The 15,160-nt window shown below is 75.2% G+C and carries 14 protein-coding genes; 9 read left to right on the top strand and 5 right to left on the bottom strand.

Annotated elements, in window-relative coordinates:
• Window positions 1–56: 56 nt before the first annotated feature.
• The gene (locus ACIA8Q_RS02450; protein WP_360221690.1) at window positions 57–743 is read left to right on the top strand and encodes an alpha/beta hydrolase; all 687 of its coding nucleotides are present in this window, start codon (window positions 57–59) and stop codon (window positions 741–743) included.
• Between the two features lie 85 nt (window positions 744–828).
• Here the strand turns inward: ACIA8Q_RS02450 and ACIA8Q_RS02445 are convergent, their stop codons facing one another.
• Window positions 829–2,256, bottom strand: coding sequence for a DUF2252 domain-containing protein (locus tag ACIA8Q_RS02445; RefSeq protein WP_396316635.1), 1,428 nt, complete (start codon window positions 2,254–2,256; stop codon window positions 829–831).
• Between the two features lie 206 nt (window positions 2,257–2,462).
• On the opposite strand from ACIA8Q_RS02445, the gene ACIA8Q_RS02440 reads away from it, so the two are divergent.
• Window positions 2,463–2,918, top strand: coding sequence for a DUF2809 domain-containing protein (locus tag ACIA8Q_RS02440; protein ID WP_360221693.1), 456 nt, complete (start codon window positions 2,463–2,465; stop codon window positions 2,916–2,918).
• Window positions 2,919–2,925: 7 nt separating this feature from the next.
• Here the strand turns inward: ACIA8Q_RS02440 and ACIA8Q_RS02435 are convergent, their stop codons facing one another.
• Window positions 2,926–3,708, bottom strand: coding sequence for an SGNH/GDSL hydrolase family protein (locus tag ACIA8Q_RS02435; protein ID WP_360221696.1), 783 nt, complete (start codon window positions 3,706–3,708; stop codon window positions 2,926–2,928).
• Window positions 3,709–3,951: 243 nt separating this feature from the next.
• On the opposite strand from ACIA8Q_RS02435, the gene ACIA8Q_RS02430 reads away from it, so the two are divergent.
• Both ACIA8Q_RS02430 and ddaH read left to right on the top strand, forming a co-directional pair.
• Window positions 3,952–4,845, top strand: a complete 894-nt coding sequence (locus tag ACIA8Q_RS02430) for an MBL fold metallo-hydrolase (protein WP_396316634.1) — start codon at window positions 3,952–3,954, stop codon at window positions 4,843–4,845.
• 341 nt (window positions 4,846–5,186) lie between these two features.
• Entirely contained in the window at window positions 5,187–6,014 is an 828-nt protein-coding gene (ddaH, locus tag ACIA8Q_RS02425) for a dimethylargininase (protein WP_360221702.1), read from the top strand.
• Window positions 6,015–6,156: 142 nt separating this feature from the next.
• Here ddaH and ACIA8Q_RS02420 read toward each other — a convergent pair whose 3' ends face one another.
• Window positions 6,157–7,335, bottom strand: a complete 1,179-nt coding sequence (locus tag ACIA8Q_RS02420) for a globin domain-containing protein (protein WP_360221705.1) — start codon at window positions 7,333–7,335, stop codon at window positions 6,157–6,159.
• Between the two features lie 72 nt (window positions 7,336–7,407).
• Window positions 7,408–7,851 (bottom strand): Rrf2 family transcriptional regulator, encoded by a 444-nt coding sequence (locus tag ACIA8Q_RS02415; RefSeq protein WP_360221708.1) that lies wholly within the window; start codon window positions 7,849–7,851, stop codon window positions 7,408–7,410.
• 310 nt (window positions 7,852–8,161) lie between these two features.
• Between ACIA8Q_RS02415 and ACIA8Q_RS02410 the strand changes: the two genes are divergently transcribed.
• The 3 genes from ACIA8Q_RS02410 (at window position 8,162) to ACIA8Q_RS02400 (ending at window position 11,887) form a co-directional block, all read left to right on the top strand.
• Window positions 8,162–9,811, top strand: a complete 1,650-nt coding sequence (locus ACIA8Q_RS02410) for a beta-propeller fold lactonase family protein (RefSeq protein ID WP_396316633.1) — start codon at window positions 8,162–8,164, stop codon at window positions 9,809–9,811.
• 187 nt (window positions 9,812–9,998) lie between these two features.
• Entirely contained in the window at window positions 9,999–10,760 is a 762-nt protein-coding gene (locus tag ACIA8Q_RS02405; RefSeq protein WP_396316632.1) for a PAS domain-containing protein, read from the top strand.
• The gene (locus ACIA8Q_RS02400) at window positions 10,757–11,887 is read left to right on the top strand and encodes an aminotransferase class I/II-fold pyridoxal phosphate-dependent enzyme (RefSeq protein WP_396316631.1); all 1,131 of its coding nucleotides are present in this window, start codon (window positions 10,757–10,759) and stop codon (window positions 11,885–11,887) included. Before ACIA8Q_RS02405 ends, ACIA8Q_RS02400 begins: the two co-directional genes overlap by 4 nt.
• A 173-nt stretch (window positions 11,888–12,060) precedes the next feature.
• Here the strand turns inward: ACIA8Q_RS02400 and ACIA8Q_RS02395 are convergent, their stop codons facing one another.
• A complete protein-coding gene (locus tag ACIA8Q_RS02395) occupies window positions 12,061–12,468 on the bottom strand; it encodes a hypothetical protein (protein ID WP_387907071.1) in 408 nt (135 codons plus the stop codon).
• 289 nt (window positions 12,469–12,757) lie between these two features.
• Here ACIA8Q_RS02395 and ACIA8Q_RS02390 point away from each other — a divergent pair, with 289 nt between their 5' ends.
• Window positions 12,758–13,555, top strand: coding sequence for a serine/threonine protein kinase (locus ACIA8Q_RS02390; RefSeq protein WP_360221473.1), 798 nt, complete (start codon window positions 12,758–12,760; stop codon window positions 13,553–13,555).
• Between the two features lie 30 nt (window positions 13,556–13,585).
• Complete coding sequence (locus tag ACIA8Q_RS02385) at window positions 13,586–15,133, top strand: serine/threonine-protein kinase (protein WP_396316630.1); 1,548 nt, start codon at window positions 13,586–13,588, stop codon at window positions 15,131–15,133.
• Window positions 15,134–15,160 lie beyond the last annotated feature (27 nt).

Genomic DNA, 15,160 nt, shown 5'->3' with positions numbered 1-15,160 from the left:
GCGCCGAGGGCGAACGGCCGTCGGCTGACGGCCGGTCGGCCCGTACGGTGGCGGGCATGAACGAAGTCCGGATCGTGAACCTGCCCGAGGTGGCACTCGCCTGCCGTACCAGCGGGCCCGTGGACGGCCCGCCGCTGGTGCTGCTGCACGCGCTCGGTGAGCGCGCCTCCGACTGGGACGTCGTCCTGCCGGCACTGGCGCCGGGCCACCGCGTGTACGCCCCGGACCTGCGCGGTCACGGCGACAGCGGCCGCACCGCCGGGTACGGGCTGCCGGAGATGCGCGACGACGTGCTCGCCCTCCTCGACGCGCTCGGGCTCGCGCGGGTCGACCTCGTCGGCCACTCGATGGGCGGCGTGGTCGCCCACCTGCTGGCGCAGCACCGGCCGGAGCGGGTCGCCAGGCTGGTCCTGGAGGACGTGCCGGCGCCGTACCCGCGGCCGGCCTCCGCGGTGCCGGACGGGCCGGACGGCCCGGTGCACTTCGACTGGGCGGTGGTCGGCGCCGTGAAGGCCCAGATCGACAGCCCGGACCCGGCCTGGCGGGAGGGGCTGTCCCGGATCACCGCCCGCACCCTGGTGGTCGGCGGCGGCCCGACCAGCCACGTCCCGCAGGAGGGGCTGGTCGAGCTCGCCGGGCGGATCCCCGACTGCCGGTCGGTCACCGTCGAGGCCGGGCACCTGGTGCACGCCGCCCGGCCCGCCGAGTTCGTCGCGGCGGTCGCGCCGTTCCTCGCTCGCTGAGGCGCCGGACGGCTTCGGCGGCCTCGACGGGCGGCACCAGCGGGACGCCGTCAGCAGGCGAGGGGCGCGGGCGGCGGAGCGGGCGTCAGACGCCGTGTTCGGCCGGGAGCCGCCCCGCGCGCACGGCGGCGACCAGGTCGGCGTGGTCGGCCTCGGTCCGGTCCGCGTAGGCGACGGCGAAGGCGGCGACCGCCTCGTCCAGTGCCTCGCTCTTGCCGCAGTAGCCGGCCAGCAGCGCCGGGTCCGCGGTGTGCGCGTGCGCGCGGGCCAGCAGGGCCCCGGTGATCCGCGCGTAGTCGTCCAGCTGGTTCGGCAGCAGCGCGGCGGGGTCGACGCTGCCCTTGCGGTTGCGGAACTGCCGCACCTGGTACGGGAGCCCGTCCACCGTCGTCCAGCCGAGCAGGGTGTCGCTGACCACCTGCATGTGCTTCTGGCCGAGCACCACCCGGCGGCCCTCGTGCCCGTCCCGGCCGGGCACCGGGTGGCCGGCCGGCTGCAGGTGGGGCAGCAGCACGGAGGGCCGGGCCTCCTTCACCTGGAGCACCAGCGGCTGGTCGCGGTGGTCGGTCAGCAGCACCACGTACGAGCGGGTGCCGACGCTGCCGGTGCCCACCACCCGGAACGCCACGTCCTGCACCCGGTAGCGGGACAGCAGGGTGCGCACCTCCGCGGGCAGCGTGGACACGTAGGGGCCGAGCGAGGCGGCGACGGCCCGGGCGGTCGCGTCGGACACCTCGGTGAGCACCGGCGGAGCGGCGGTGAAGCGCCAACCGCCGTCGTCCGTCCGCTCGGTGCTGCGGGCGGCGAATCTGGCACTGGTGTTGCCGAGCGCCTTCGTGCCGACCTTGCGCAGCACGTCGGCCAGGTCGTGGGCGTCGGCGAAGGACACCAGCTGCTCGTCCGCGACGGCGTTCCAGGCGTCCAGCGCGGGCAGCTTGGCCAGGGTGCGCATGGTCCGGCGGTAGGAGCCGGCCGCGTGCTGGGCGGCGGCGCGCGCGGTGCCCTCGCCGGCGCCGGTCTCCCGGCCGGCCAGCACCAGGCTGGCGGCCAGCCGCTTGAGGTCCCACTCCCACGGGCCGGGCACGGTCTCGTCGAAGTCGTTGATGTCCATCACGAGTTGACCGCGGGCGTCGCCGTAGAGCCCGAAGTTGGCGGCGTGCGCGTCCCCGCACAGCTGGGCGGACACCCCGGTGTCCGGCGTGCCGACCAGGTCGGCGGCCATCAGACCGGCCGAACCGCGCAGGAACGCGAACGGCGTGGCGGCCATCCGGCCGACCCGGATCGGCACCAGCGCGCCGATCCGGCCCGCGTTGGACGCCTCGATCGCCTCGACGGCCGTCGGCCGCCCCGCCACGGGCACCAGCTCGGCGTGCCGCTCCCGCGGCACCTTGGTCCGCAGCGCCTTCCCGCGCTCGCGGGCCCGGCCGTCCTGCCCCGACGCGAACCCGGCCACCGCGAACGCCCGCCGCCCCGGCAGCCCCACCCCGTCCACCGCGTCTATCACCTGCGTCACCGCTCCCGGCCCGCCCTTCTCGTCCCACCCGTCCGCGACCTGCGCGGACGGCGTGCAGGGGGAGTGACGTCCGGGGTGGGGCAGTGGTTCCTGGGGGGAGGGGGCCGGTGGGCGGAGGTGTGGTGGCCGGGGCGTGGCGGGGGTGCTGACGGCGTGCGGGGGAGCGGGGTCGAGGGGCGGGGCGGGCGGCCCGTAGGGTGGGCCGGATGGACGGTCTTCGGGGGGACGGGTGGGTGCGGGCTGCGGCCGGCGCGGCGGCGGGGCTGACGGTGGCGGCCGGGCTGGGGGCGCGGGCGCTGCTCGGCGGGGAGCCCGCGAAGGCCGCCGGGGACGCGCTCTACACGGTGCTGGTGTACGCGCTGGTGGTGCTGGTCGCGCCGCGGGTGCGGCCGTGGCGGGCGGCCGTGACGGCCTCCGTGGTGAGCTGGGCGGTGGAGTTCCTGCAGCTCACCGGCGTGCCCGAGGAGCTCGGCCGGCGCAGCACGCCGGCCCGTCTGGTGCTGGGGTCGACCTTCAACCCGCCGGACCTGTTCTGGTACCTGGTCGGCGCGCTGTCCGCCGCGCTGGTCCACCGGGCGCTGAGCGCGCTCCGGGGGCGCCGGGTGCACCGGGGACGCCGGGTGCTGCGGACCGAGCGGCCCGCAGCACCCGACCGGGTCTGACGCAGGGTCAGAGCGGCAGCAGGTCGGGCCGCTTGGCCTCGACGTTGTCGCCCGAGGACTCGCCGCGCAGGCGCCGCCCGACCCAGGGCAGCAGGTACTCGCGGGCCCACTGGATGTTCTCGCGCCGCTGGTCGGCGGCGGACAGCTCCTGGACGGTGGGCCAGGGCGCCTCCGGGTCCTGCTCGGTGCGCAGCCCCAGCGAGCGGGCGGCGAGCAGGGCGACCCGCTGGTGGCCCTCCGGGGACAGGTGCAGGCGGTCCTCGCTCCAGGCACGCCGGTCCTGCACGGCGCGCAGCGACCACAGGTCGGCGACCTGGCAGCCGTTGCGGTCGGCGACCGCCCGCATGTGCCCGTTGTAGGTGGCGATCTTGCCGCGCAGGTGCTTCAGCAGCGGCACGTCCCGGGTGTCGAAGCCGGTGCAGATCAGCACCGTCCCCGCCGCCTCGGTGAGTCGGACGACGGCCGCCTCGAAGCGCTCGGCCACCTCGTCCGGGTCGCTGCCCGGGCGGAGGATGTCGTTGCCGCCGGCGCAGAAGGTGGCGAGGTCCGGCTGGAGCCGCTGGACCTGCGGCACCTGTTCGGCGGCGATCTGGTCGAGCAGCCGGCCGCGGACCGCCAGGTTGGCGTAGCGGAAGCCGCCCGGCGGGCGGGCGTCGGCGAGCAGTTTGGCGAGGCGGTCGGCCCAGCCGGCGAAGGCGCCGTCCGCTCCGGGGTCGTTCAGGCCCTCGGTGAAGCTGTCCCCGAGGGCGGCGTACGAACTGAGGTCAAGGGTCTCCTGGAGGTTCGGCATGAAGTAGATAGTTCACCTTCTCAAGTGACCTACGCCACCGTAGGTGACCGGGGAGGCGCGTGAGATGGGCCACGTACCCCCCGCGCCGGTGAGAGCGCCGGCCAGAGCGCCGGTCACCGGAAAGCACAAGATCCGCGCCCCCTTCCGCTTCCGGGCGCGCCCGGACCATCCTCGAGGAGCGCGATCGCGCCGGCCGCCGGGCCCTGTCGCCGGCCGCCGTCCCGTGACGAGGGGAAGCCACCCATGACTCCGAACGCCTCCTCCGGCCTGCCCGGAGACTGGACCGTCGACGACCGCTGCACCAACTGCGACGTCGCCCGGCAGCTCGCCCCCGGGCTGATCCGCGAGCACCGCGGGCGCTCCGAACTGGTCCGCCAGCCGCGCGACGAGGCAGAGCACCGCAGCCTCCTGGCGGCCGCCCACGCCTGCCCCACCCGTTCCGTCCGCCCCGCAGGCGGCCCGCTCGACCCGGCGGGCGACCCCTTCCCGCTCGCGCTCGACGAGGAGGTGCTGCTGCTCGGCCACAACTCCCGCCGCACCGCGGGTGCCAACTCCTACCTGTGCCGCCGCCCCACGGGGTGGCTGATGGTGGACACGCCCCGCTTCGCCGAGGCGCTGGCCGCGCGCTACGAGGCACTCGGCCCCGTCACCGACGTACTCCTGACGCACCGGGACCACGCGGCGCACGGCCGCCGGTACGCCGACCGGCTCGGTGCCCGGCTCTGGATCCACGAGGGGGACCTGGACGCCGCGCCCGACGCCGACCGGGTGCTGCGCGGCCTCGACTCGGTGGAGATCGCCCCGGGCGTCACCGCCCGTCCCTTCCCCGGCCACACCCGGGGCAGCGTGCTCTACGCGGTGGACGACCGGTACTGCTTCACCGGTGACACCCTCTACTGGTCCCGCACCACGGGGGACGTGGAGGTGCACGAGAGCATCACCTGGTACTCGATCGAGGAGCTCTCCGCCTCGCTGGACCGCAGCCTGGGTGCGCTGCACTTCGAGTGGCTGCTGCCAGGCCACGGTGAGCGGCGCCGGATGCCCGCCGCGGAGGCGGACCGGCGGCTGCGCGCGCTCGCCGAGCGCTGCCGGTCGCTGCGGCCCGCCCCGGTGGACTTCGCCGCGGTGCGCTGGTAGCGCGGTGCAGAGCGTGGAGGTCGCGCGGTGCGGAGGTCGCGCGGTTGGCGAGGTGGGGCGGGGCGGGGTGCGTCCGCCCGCGGCACCTGACGGGCCGCGGCCCGTTCGCCGCGGCCCGTTCGCCGCGGCCCGTGCGCGACGGCCCGTGCGCGACGGCCCGTTCACCGCGCCCCCTTCACCGCGGCCCGTGCGCCGGGGCTCGCGCCGGGTGCGCGGGGGGTTGCGCCAGCCGGGGGCGTCCGCGCGGGTGTGCGAACGGCGCCGCCGGGGCAGCCGCCTGTCGAACGGTCTTCCGAACCACGGACCGCCCCGAACCCCCCGCACCCAAGGACGGTGGAGGAATGCCCACCCAGACCCCGGAGCGCACCGCCCGGCCGCGGCGCTACCTGATGTGCCGGCCGACGCACTTCACCGTGGACTACGCCATCAACCCGTGGATGGACCCGGCGCAGCCCACCGACACCGCGCTCGCGCTGCGCCAGTGGGAGCGGCTCCACCGGTTGTACCGGCGCCTCGGCCACACCGTCGAGCTGATCGACCCGGTGCCCGGCCTGCCCGACATGGTGTACGCCGCCAACGGCGCGACCGTGCTGGACGGCCGGGCCCTGGTCGCGACCTTCCGGTACCCGGAGCGGGCCGCCGAGTCCACGGCCTACCAGGCCTGGTTCCGGGCGAACGGCTACCAGGAGGTGCGCCGCGCCGGGCACGTCAACGAGGGCGAGGGCGACCACCTGGTGGTCGGCCGCCGGGTGCTCGCCGGCTCGGGCTTCCGCACCTCGCGGGCCGCGCACGCCGAGGCGGGCGCGCTGTTCGGGGTCCCGGTGGTCAGCCTGACCCTGGTCGACCCGCGCTTCTACCACCTGGACACGGCGCTGGCGGTGCTCGCCGACGACCACGTCATGTACTACCCGGAGGCCTTCGACGCGGACAGCCGGGCCGTGCTGCGCACCCTGTACCCGGACGCGATCCTCGCCGACCGGGCCGACGCCGAGGTGTTCGGCCTCAACGCCGTCTCGGACGGCCGCCGGGTGCTGCTGCCCGAGACCGCGAAGAACCTGGCCGGGCGGCTCGCCGAGGCCGGCTACGAACCGGTGCCGGTGGACGTCTCGGAGCTGCTGAAGGGCGGCGGCGGGGCGAAGTGCTGCACGCTGGAGCTCCGGCCGGCGTGATCGCGGGCGCCGTCGGCCGAGTGCGCCGTCGACCGACTGCGGCAGCGGCCGCGGGCGGCCCGGCCTCCGGGTGCGGCCCGGCCGGCGGCGCGGCGGCGGCCCGCCCGGGATCCGTCCCGAGCGGGCCGCGTGCGGCGGGGCCTCAGACGAGCCAGAGGTCCGGACCGAACACCTCGTAGTGGATGTCGGCGGCGGGGACGCCCGCCGCCAGCAGCTGCTCGCGGACGGTGCGCAGGAAGGGCAGCGGTCCGCACAGGTAGGCGGTGGTGCCGGCCGGGACCTCGACGGTGGAGAGGTCGACCAGCCCGGTGCGCTCGGCCGGCCACTCGCCGAGCGGCTGCTCGTAGAAGACGTGGGCGGTGGCGTTCGGCAGCTTGGCGGTGAGCTGGGCGAGGTCGGCGCGGAAGGCGTGGCTGAGCTGGTCGCGGTCGCCGTGCACCGACACGACGGTGCGGGGGGAGCCGGTGGCGGCGAGGTGGTGGAGCATCGCGGTCATCGGGGTGTTGCCGATGCCGGCGGAGGCGAGCAGCACCGGCCCGTCGCCGTCGGCGAGGGCGATGTCGCCGAGCGGCGGGGAGAGTTCGACGGTGCCGCCGGTGTGCAGGTGGTCCTGCAGGTGGGCGGAGACCTCGCCGCCGGGCTCGCGCTTGACGCTGAAGCGCAGCGCGCCGTCGGCGGTGCCGGAGAGGCTGTACTGGCGGATCTGGTGGGCGCCGTCGGCGAGTTCGGTGCGGACCGAGACGTACTGGCCGGGGCGGGCGGCGGGCGCGGGCCGGCCGTCGGCGGGGCGGACCAGGAAGGTGGTGACGGTGTCGGTCTCCTGGTAGCGGGCGACGACGGTGTAGGGGCGCCAGAGGTCGGCCGGGTCGCCGCCGGCGGCGGCCTCGGCGCGCAGCCGGTCCTCGACGGCTACCAGGGCGTTCGCCATCAGCCAGTACACCTCGTCCCAGGCGGCGGCGACCTCCGGGGTGACGGCCTCGCCGAGCACGTCGACGATCGCGGCGAACAGGTGCTCGTGGACGATCCGGTACTGGTCGTTGCGGATGCCGACGGACACGTGCTTGTGCGCGATCCGGGCGAGCATCGCGTCGGGCCGCTGGTCCGGGTGGGCGATCAGGGCGGTCGCGAAGGCGGCTATCGATCCGGCGAGGGCCTGCCGCTGGGTGCCGTTGGCCTGGTTGCCCCGGTTGAACAGGTCGCGCAGCAGCTCGGGGTGGGCGGCGAACATCCGCTCGTAGAAGAGCGGGGTGATGTCCCCGATGGCACCGCCCACGGCGGGCAGGGTGGCCTCGACGACCTCGGCGGACTTGGCGGACAGCATCAGTCGGGCTCCAAACTGGTATCTGAGATGCATATTAAAGGCCGAGCGCGGGTGCGCGGGGCCCGGGGCGGATCAGTCGGTGGGTCTGCTGGTGAGGCCGAGCAGGACCGGCCCGGTGGGGGAGGCCACCAGGTCGTCGATGCTGAGCGGGTCGAGGGTGGCGAAGAAGGCCTCCTGCGCCGTCCGCAACGCACCGCGGAGCCGGCAGGCGGCCCGCAGCGGGCACGGCGGGTCGTCCTCGCAGCCGACCACGTCGCCGACCCCCTCCAGCTCGCGCAGCAGGAGTCCGAGCGAGCCGGTGCGTCCGGCGAAGGTGAGCATCAGCCCGCCGCCGCGCCCGCGTCGGGCCTCCAGGACCCCGAGGTGCTGCAGCCGGCTGACCACCTTCGCCGCGTGGGTGTAGGGCACCCCGACCGACTCGGCCACCTCGCGGGTGGTCGGGTTGGCCTCCTCGCCCAGGACGGCCAGTCGCATGGCGATCCGGAGGGCGATGTCGGTGCTCTTGGTCAGCCTCACGTGCGGAACGCTAGCGAATGCGATTCCGGAACTCCAATTTTCTGCACGATCCCGACCGGGTTGACGGCGGAGCGGGATCAGGCGGGGGCGGATCGGGATCGCGCCGGGATCGGATCGGGAACGGTTCAGGATCGGGTCGGGATCGGATCGGGTGTGTCGAATCGATCGAATCTGAACAGTTGGCGACATTACCGATCAGCCCCTGACGGTCGGTCAGGGGTGCTTCTACGCTTCGTGCGGTTCCGGAACCGCGGGGGGCGCCGGAGCGACCGGCGTTGTGTTTCCTTGACCGACCATCCTGGAGAGACCCGTGAGAACAGCCCGTGCACCCCGGCGCACCTGGACGGCCGTGGCCGCGATAACCGCGGCCACGGCCGCGCTGCTGTCGCAGCCCGTCACCGCCGAGGCCGTGACGCCGCCGCCGACCGTCGCCGCCCACGTGGCGGTGGCGGACTACCCGGCGGGCGTCGCGCTCACGCCGGACGGCGGCCGGGCCTACGTCACCAGCCAGAGCACCGGCACGGTGAGCGTGCTGGACACCGCGACCAGGGCGGTGTCCGGCACGTTCACCGCGGGCAGCGGCTCCTACGCGGTCGCGGTCTCCTCGGACGGGCACCGCGCCTACCTGACCCACCACCTCGACGGCACCGTCAGCGTGGTGGACACCACGGGCAACACCGTCACCGCCACCGTCCCGGTCGGCGCCCAGCCGTGGGGCCTGGCCCTGTCCGCCGACGGCACGCGCGCCTACGTCAGCAACGCCGGGGCCGGCACCGTCAGCGTGCTGGACACCGCCACCGCCACCGTCACCTCGACCGTCCCGGTCGGCGCGGAACCGCACGGACTCGCCCTCTCCGCCGACGGCAAGCGCCTCTACGTCGCGGCCTCCGGCGCCAAGGCGGTGAACGTGGTCGACACCGCGACCGGCACGGTGAGTGCCACCGTCCCCGTCGGCCACAGCGTCTTCGGGCTCGCCCTCAGCCCGGACGGCACCCGGCTCTGGGCGGCCGACGCCGACGACGCCACCGCCGCCGTCCTCGACACCGCCGCCAACACGCTGACCGGAACGGTGGCGGTCGGCTCCGGCCCGTACGCCGTCGCGATCTCCCCGGACGGCACCGCCGCGTACGTGTCCAACTACGACGACGACACCGTGAGCGTGGTGGACACCGCGAGCCGGACCGTCACCGCGACCGTGCCGGTCGGGGCGAACCCCTACACCCTGGCCGTCGCCCCCGACGGGCGGCACGGCTACCTGGCCGACTTCAACGGCAGCGCCGTCGACGTGCTGAACTTCCCGCTGCCGGTGCCGGCCGTCACCGCGATCAGCCCGGCCGGCGGCTCCGGGGTCGGCGGCACCGCCGTGACCGTGACCGGCACCGACCTCAACGGCGCCACCGCGGTGACCTTCGGCGCGGCCGGTGCCGCCACCAGGTTCAGCTGCACCAGGACCAGCTGCACCGCCACCGCCCCCGCCACCACGGTGACCGGTCCGGTGGACGTCCGGGTCACCACGCCCGGCGGCACCAGCGCCGCCGTCGCCGGCGACCGGTTCACCTACACGGCCCCCAGCGCCCACCTCGGTGTCGCCCTCACCGCGACCCCGGTGAGCGGTCTGCTCGGCAGCCGGGTCGACTACACCGTCACCCTGACCGGTCAGGGCCCCGACCCGCTGACCTCGGCCACCGTCTCCGCCGACCTCCCCGTCGGCCTCGCCGCGACCTCGAGCGACTGCACCATCGCGGGCACCAAGCTCACCTGCGCGGTGACCGCTCCGCTGGCCAAGGGCGCGAGCACCACCCGGCACTTCTCGGTCTCGGTCGGCCTGCTCAGCCTGGTCCGCACCTTCGACGTCACGGTGGCCCGCACCGCCGGCGTGCCCGCCGACCCGTCCCCGGCCACCAGCCGGGACACCCGTAGCTGCACCGCCGTCCTCGGTCTGCTGATCACCTGCCGTTGACCACCTACCGCCGGCTACCGGCCGGCAGCCGCTGACCCGTAGCCGCTGACCGGCCGCCGTCGAAGCGCGGAGGGCCCCGCCCGTACCCACGGGCGGGGCCCTCCGCCGTTCCCGCCACCGCCGCACCCCCCGGGGCCCGTGCCCGCACGCCTGGACGAAACGTCCGGACTGGACGTACAGTCCGAACATGACCGCCGAACCCGCTGCAGCCGCCGACGCCGCCGACCCGCGGATCCGCACCTGGGCCCCCGCCTGCCGCGCCGTGGCCCTGCTGCTCGGCCCCTACGCCGAGGTGGTGCTGCACGACGCCGCCGCGGACCGGGTGCTGGCCGTGTGGAACCCGATGACCACCCGCGCCCCCGGGGACCCGTCGCTGCTCGGCGAACTCGACGCCCTCGACCCGTCCGCCCCCGACGTCTACGGCCCCTACGAGAAGCTGCTGCCCGACGGCCGCCGGCTCTCCTCCGTCAGCGCCGTGCTGCGCGACGACGCCGGGCGGCCCTCGGCGGTGCTCTGCGTCAACCTCGACCGGGGCCCGCTGGAACAGGCCGCCGCCCTGCTGGCCGGCTTCGCCGCACCCACCGCCCCCCGCCCCGAGCCGCTGTTCGAACGGGACTGGACGGAACGGATGAACGACGTGATCGGCGGATACGTGCGTGCGCACGGCCGCCCGCTCGAGCGCTTCGGGCGCGAGGACCGGCTCGCGGTGCTGCACGAACTCGACCAGGCCGGGGTCCTCGCCGTCCGCCGGGCCGCCCCCGCCGTCGCCACCGCGCTCCGGGTGTCCCGCTCGACCGTGTACACCCTGCTCGCCGAACTCAGGAACACCGAATCCCGGAACGCCGAACCCCGTGACGCCGAACCCCGTGACGCCGGACCCGGGAACGCCGGACCCGGGGACACCCCCGCACCAGCGCACGACCGCACGAGAGCGAGTGACCAGCCATGACCAGGCTCCCCGACTTCCGACTCGAGACCCACTTCTCCCGCTGGGAGTTCACCGCGCGGCACCACCTCACCGCCTCCGACGCCCAGACCATGACGATGGCCGAGCTGCTCGCCCTGGCCGGCCCCGAGGACCGGGAGGCGTGGGACACCCTCGCCCTCGGCTACACCGAGACCTACGGCGACCCGGGGCTGCGCCGGGCGATCGCCGGGACGTACGAGCAGGTGGACGCCGACGACGTGATCTGCTTCGGGGGAGCCCAGGAGGGGCTCAACCTCGCCATGCAGGTGCTCCTCGAACCGGGCGACCACGCCGTGGTGCTCACCCCCAACTACCAGTCCGCCGAGACCATCCCGCTCTCCCTCTGCGAGGTGACCGGGGTCGCCCTCGACGCGGCGCGGGACTGGGCGCTCGACCTGGACGCCGTCGAGGCCGCGCTGCGCCCGAACACCCGGGTGGTGTCGGTCAACTTCCCCAACAACCCCACCGGGAAGGTGATCGACGCCGCCGACTTCACGCGGCTGGCGCAGCTGTGCGAGGAACGCGGCATCCGGCTCTTCTCCGACGAGGTCTACCGCGGCCTCGAGCGCGACCGGGCCCGCGCCCTGCCGCAGGCCACCGACCTCTCCGAGCGCGCCCTCTCGCTCAACGTCACCTCCAAGGCGCTCGGCCTGCCCGGCCTGCGGATCGGCTGGATCGCCTGCCGGGACGCGGAGTTGCGCTCCCGGCTGGAGCGGGCCAAGCACTACACCACGATCTGCAACTCCGCCCCGAGCGAGGTGCTGGCCCGGATCGCGCTGAACAACCGGGAGCGGATCCTGGAGCGCAACCGCGCGATCATCGCGGAGAACGTCCCGCAGTTCGACGCCTTCTTCGCCGAGTTCGCCGACCTCTTCGAGTGGCGCGCCCCGGACGGCGGCTGTGTCGCCTACCCGCGCTACCTCGGCGCGGACGGGGTCGAGGAGTTCTGCACGGCGCTGGTCGAGCAGGCAGGCGTCCTGCTGCTGCCCGCCGGGATCTTCCGCTCCGAGCTGACGCCCACGCCGGCCGACCGCTTCCGGATCGGCCTCGGCCGCCGCGACCCGGCCCCGGCCCTGGCGGCCTTCGCGGACTGGCTCCGCAAGCGCTGACGCGCACGGGCCCGGGGGCGGGTCGGAGCGCCGTACGATCCGGAACGCCGAGTGGGCCGGAACGCCGAACGGGCCGGCCGCCGCGTACGGTGGCCGGCCCTGAGGCCCGTGGGGTGGCCGAGTGCCGCCCCCGCGTTCCGGATCCCTTTCGCCAAACGGGGGTTGGCGAAGGATCAGAACGGGTTGGTACAGGTGGTGACCTGCTGCGCGGCGTCCAGCGCGGGGCCGGCGGTGGCGCAGATCATCTTCAGGTCGTTGGTGACGACGCGCGGGGTGGTCGCCTTCACCGAGCCGAGGCGGACCGTGGTGGTCGACGTGGCCGTCTCCCACGGGCTGCCCCAGGCCTTCTGGGTGCGGACCTCGACCCGGAGGACCGTCAACTGCCCCGGGGCGGCCGACACCTGGGCCGTGCCGACGAAGCCCTCACCGTCGGCCTGGTGCGAGATGCACGGCTGGTTGAGCACGGCGGCGCAGGCCACGGTGCCGGTCTCGGCCGTCATCGGGGTCGCCAGGGCCGGTCCGGCCGAGAGACCCGCGATCCCTGCCGTCGCCACCATCACGGCTGCGATCCGAGCGCGCATGATATGAACCTCCTTGGAAATTAAGGGTGTCTCACTCCTTGGGATGAGTCTTGCACAGAACGTGAACATGTTTCGTGTGTGTTACGTCACACTCAAGGTGACCATTCAACTACGTGCTGCAACCGTTCTCGCAGTGTTCAGCGCGCGGACAGATCGCCGACTGACGAACGATCAGTTCGTCGGCGCCCCGCCCGTCGCGGTGGTCCGGCCCCTTCACCCGTCCGGGTGGCGAACTGCCATCGGAGCGGAAAGGGCGGATACCATCGACCCGACCGACGGAGGTGTCTGCGTGGACACGGTCATCGTCCAACTTCCCGACCCGGCACCGGTGGTGGCGCCCGGCCGGGCCCCCGAACTGCTGCGGATGGGGCCCGGTGAGACCGCGGTCTTCGGGCGCGGCGAGCCGGGCCGGCCGGCCCCCATCCCGCTCACGGACCAGGGTGTCTCGCGCCGCGCGGGAGAGGTCACCGCCGCCGAGGACTACTGGCTGCTCTCCAACTTCAGCACCACGGCCACCTACGTCGTGGAGAACCTGGAGGGCGCGGGCGAGCACGTCAAGGTGGCGCCGGGGCGGCTCGGCGCACCCGTCCCGTTCGAGTTCTCCCGGGTGCTGCTGCCCGCGCTCGGCGAACCCGTCTCGTTCAAGGTCTTCGCCCCGCAGCACGCCTACCTGGCCCCCGGCCCGGGCGGCGCCGCCCCCGGACGGTCGGCGGGCGGCGGAGTCGAGGACGCCGGCGGCTCCGAGGGCGAACGCACCGTCAGCCCGTTCGCCCTCGACCCGACCGCCAAGTACTTCCTGGTGCTGCTCGCGCTCTGCGAGCCCAGGCTGCGCTCACCCTCCGCCGCCGCCGTCCCCGGGGTGACCGACGTGCTGGCCCGGCTGCGTGCGCTGCCCTCCTGCCGTGGACTGACCCGCTCGGCGGTCAACTACCACATCGACTACCTGGTGTGGACGAAACTGCGCCTGCGCGAGCCCTACGAGGAGGCGCCGGGCGGCGGAAAGCGCGAGGAACTCGCGGCCCTGGCACTGAAGTTCGACCTCGTCCGGGAGGAGCACCTGGCCCTGCTCCCGCCCCGGCGCCCCTGAGGACCGACCCGCCGTGAGGACCGACCCGCCGTGAAACCCGACACGCCGCCGCCCGAGGGAGGCCCGCCCGACGCCCAGCCCCGCGGCGCCCAGCCCTGCGACCCCCAGCCGTACGACGCCCCGACCTTCGAAGTCCCGGCCGGCTACCGGTTCGCCGGCTACCGCACCGGCGCCCTGCTCGGCGCCGGTGCCTGGGGCAGCGTCTACGCCGCGGAGGGCCCCGACGGCACCCCGGCCGCCGTCAAACTGCTCAGCCCCGCCCGGCTCAGCCCGGGCCGGCGCCGGACCATGGCCCAGGTCGCCCGCAGCGAGCTGCGCTTCAGCCGCCGCGCCGACCACCCCCACCTGATCCGCACCCTCGCGGTCGCGGTCGTCGACGACCCCGACCACCCCGGCCTCGACGGCGCCGTCGCCCTGGTGATGGAGCGTGCCGCCCGCAGCCTGCAGGACGTGCTGGCCACCGCCCGCCCCGGCGTCCCCGTCCCCGGGGCCGAGCGCCTGCTGGCCGAGGTCTGCGCCGGACTGACCCACATGCACCGCGCCGGCTGGGTGCACGGGGACCTCAAACCGGCCAACATCCTGCTGCTCGCCGACGGCACCGCCAAGATCGCCGACTTCGGCCTCACCGCCGAACTCGAGGGCACCCACGCCTACGCCCCGCCGCTCGGCTCGCCCGACCACGTCCCGCCCGAGTGGTGGTCCCAGCGCACCGGGGCGCGCGGCGTCGTGTTGCGCCCCAGCGCCGACGTCTGGGCCTTCGGGGTGATCGCCCACCAGCTGCTCACCGGCGGCCTGCACCCCTTCCTGGGCGCCACCGCCCGGGCCCGCTCGCTGGCCGCCCAGGCGTACGCGCGCGGTGCGGCGCCGCTGCGGCTGGACGCGTCGCTGCCCCGGCCGTGGCGGGCCGTGGTCACCGCCTGCCTGGCGCCCGGGAGGGAGGAGCGGGCCCGCACCGACCTCGCGGCGCTGGTCGCCCGGGCCGCCGCCCGTCCGCCCGTCCGCCGCCGCGCCGCCCTGCGCGCCCTCGCCGGCCTGCTGGCCTGTGCCGCGGCGGTGCTCGCGCTGACCGGGGCGCCGGAGCCGCTCGCCCCGGTCGCCCACCGGGCCGCGCCGCCCCCCGGGGCGATCCCGGTCGGCTCCGACGTGCCGGCGGCCTACCGGGGCATGATCGAGGACGCCGCCCGGCGCTGCCCCGAACCGGAGATCACCCCGGCGCTGCTGGCCGCCATGCTGAAGGCCGAGAGCGGCTTCGACCCGAACGCGGCGCGACCGGAGACCGGCGAGTACGGCATCGCGATGTGGACGCCCGCGGTCTTCGAGGCGTGGGCGAAGGCCGCGAACCACCCCGGCCCGAAGTCGTACCTCGACCCGGGGGACGCCATCGCGGCCATGGGCAACTACGTCTGCTGGCTGGACCAGCAGCTCAAGCACCGCGGCTACACCCGCGACCTGCCGGCGCTGGTCGCCGCGGCCTACCGGACCAGCGACAAGACGGTGGCCACCGCCGGCGGCGTCCCCGAGCGCGTCCGCCCGCACGTCGACAAGGTGCTCCGGTACCTGGCCGACTACGGAGGGTGAACGGACGAAGCGGGATGAACCGGGTCA

It is taken from the genome of Kitasatospora sp. NPDC051705 (assembly GCF_044453265.1).
GTDB lineage: Bacteria > Actinomycetota > Actinomycetes > Streptomycetales > Streptomycetaceae > Kitasatospora.
Note: the sequence above shows the minus strand (reverse complement) of the source record. Positions and strands in the feature narration are given on the sequence as shown.

Coding starts and splice junctions, on each gene's coding strand:
- ACIA8Q_RS02450 (WP_360221690.1), top strand. CDS start 57: ATGAACGAAGTCCGGATCGTGAACCTGCCCGAGGTGGCACTCGCCTGC.
- ACIA8Q_RS02440 (WP_360221693.1), top strand. CDS start 2,463: ATGGACGGTCTTCGGGGGGACGGGTGGGTGCGGGCTGCGGCCGGCGCG.
- ACIA8Q_RS02435 (WP_360221696.1), bottom strand. CDS start 3,708: ATGCCGAACCTCCAGGAGACCCTTGACCTCAGTTCGTACGCCGCCCTC.
- ACIA8Q_RS02430 (WP_396316634.1), top strand. CDS start 3,952: ATGACTCCGAACGCCTCCTCCGGCCTGCCCGGAGACTGGACCGTCGAC.
- ddaH (WP_360221702.1), top strand. CDS start 5,187: ATGCCCACCCAGACCCCGGAGCGCACCGCCCGGCCGCGGCGCTACCTG.
- ACIA8Q_RS02420 (WP_360221705.1), bottom strand. CDS start 7,335: ATGCTGTCCGCCAAGTCCGCCGAGGTCGTCGAGGCCACCCTGCCCGCC.
- ACIA8Q_RS02405 (WP_396316632.1), top strand. CDS start 9,999: ATGACCGCCGAACCCGCTGCAGCCGCCGACGCCGCCGACCCGCGGATC.
- ACIA8Q_RS02400 (WP_396316631.1), top strand. CDS start 10,757: ATGACCAGGCTCCCCGACTTCCGACTCGAGACCCACTTCTCCCGCTGG.
- ACIA8Q_RS02395 (WP_387907071.1), bottom strand. CDS start 12,468: ATGCGCGCTCGGATCGCAGCCGTGATGGTGGCGACGGCAGGGATCGCG.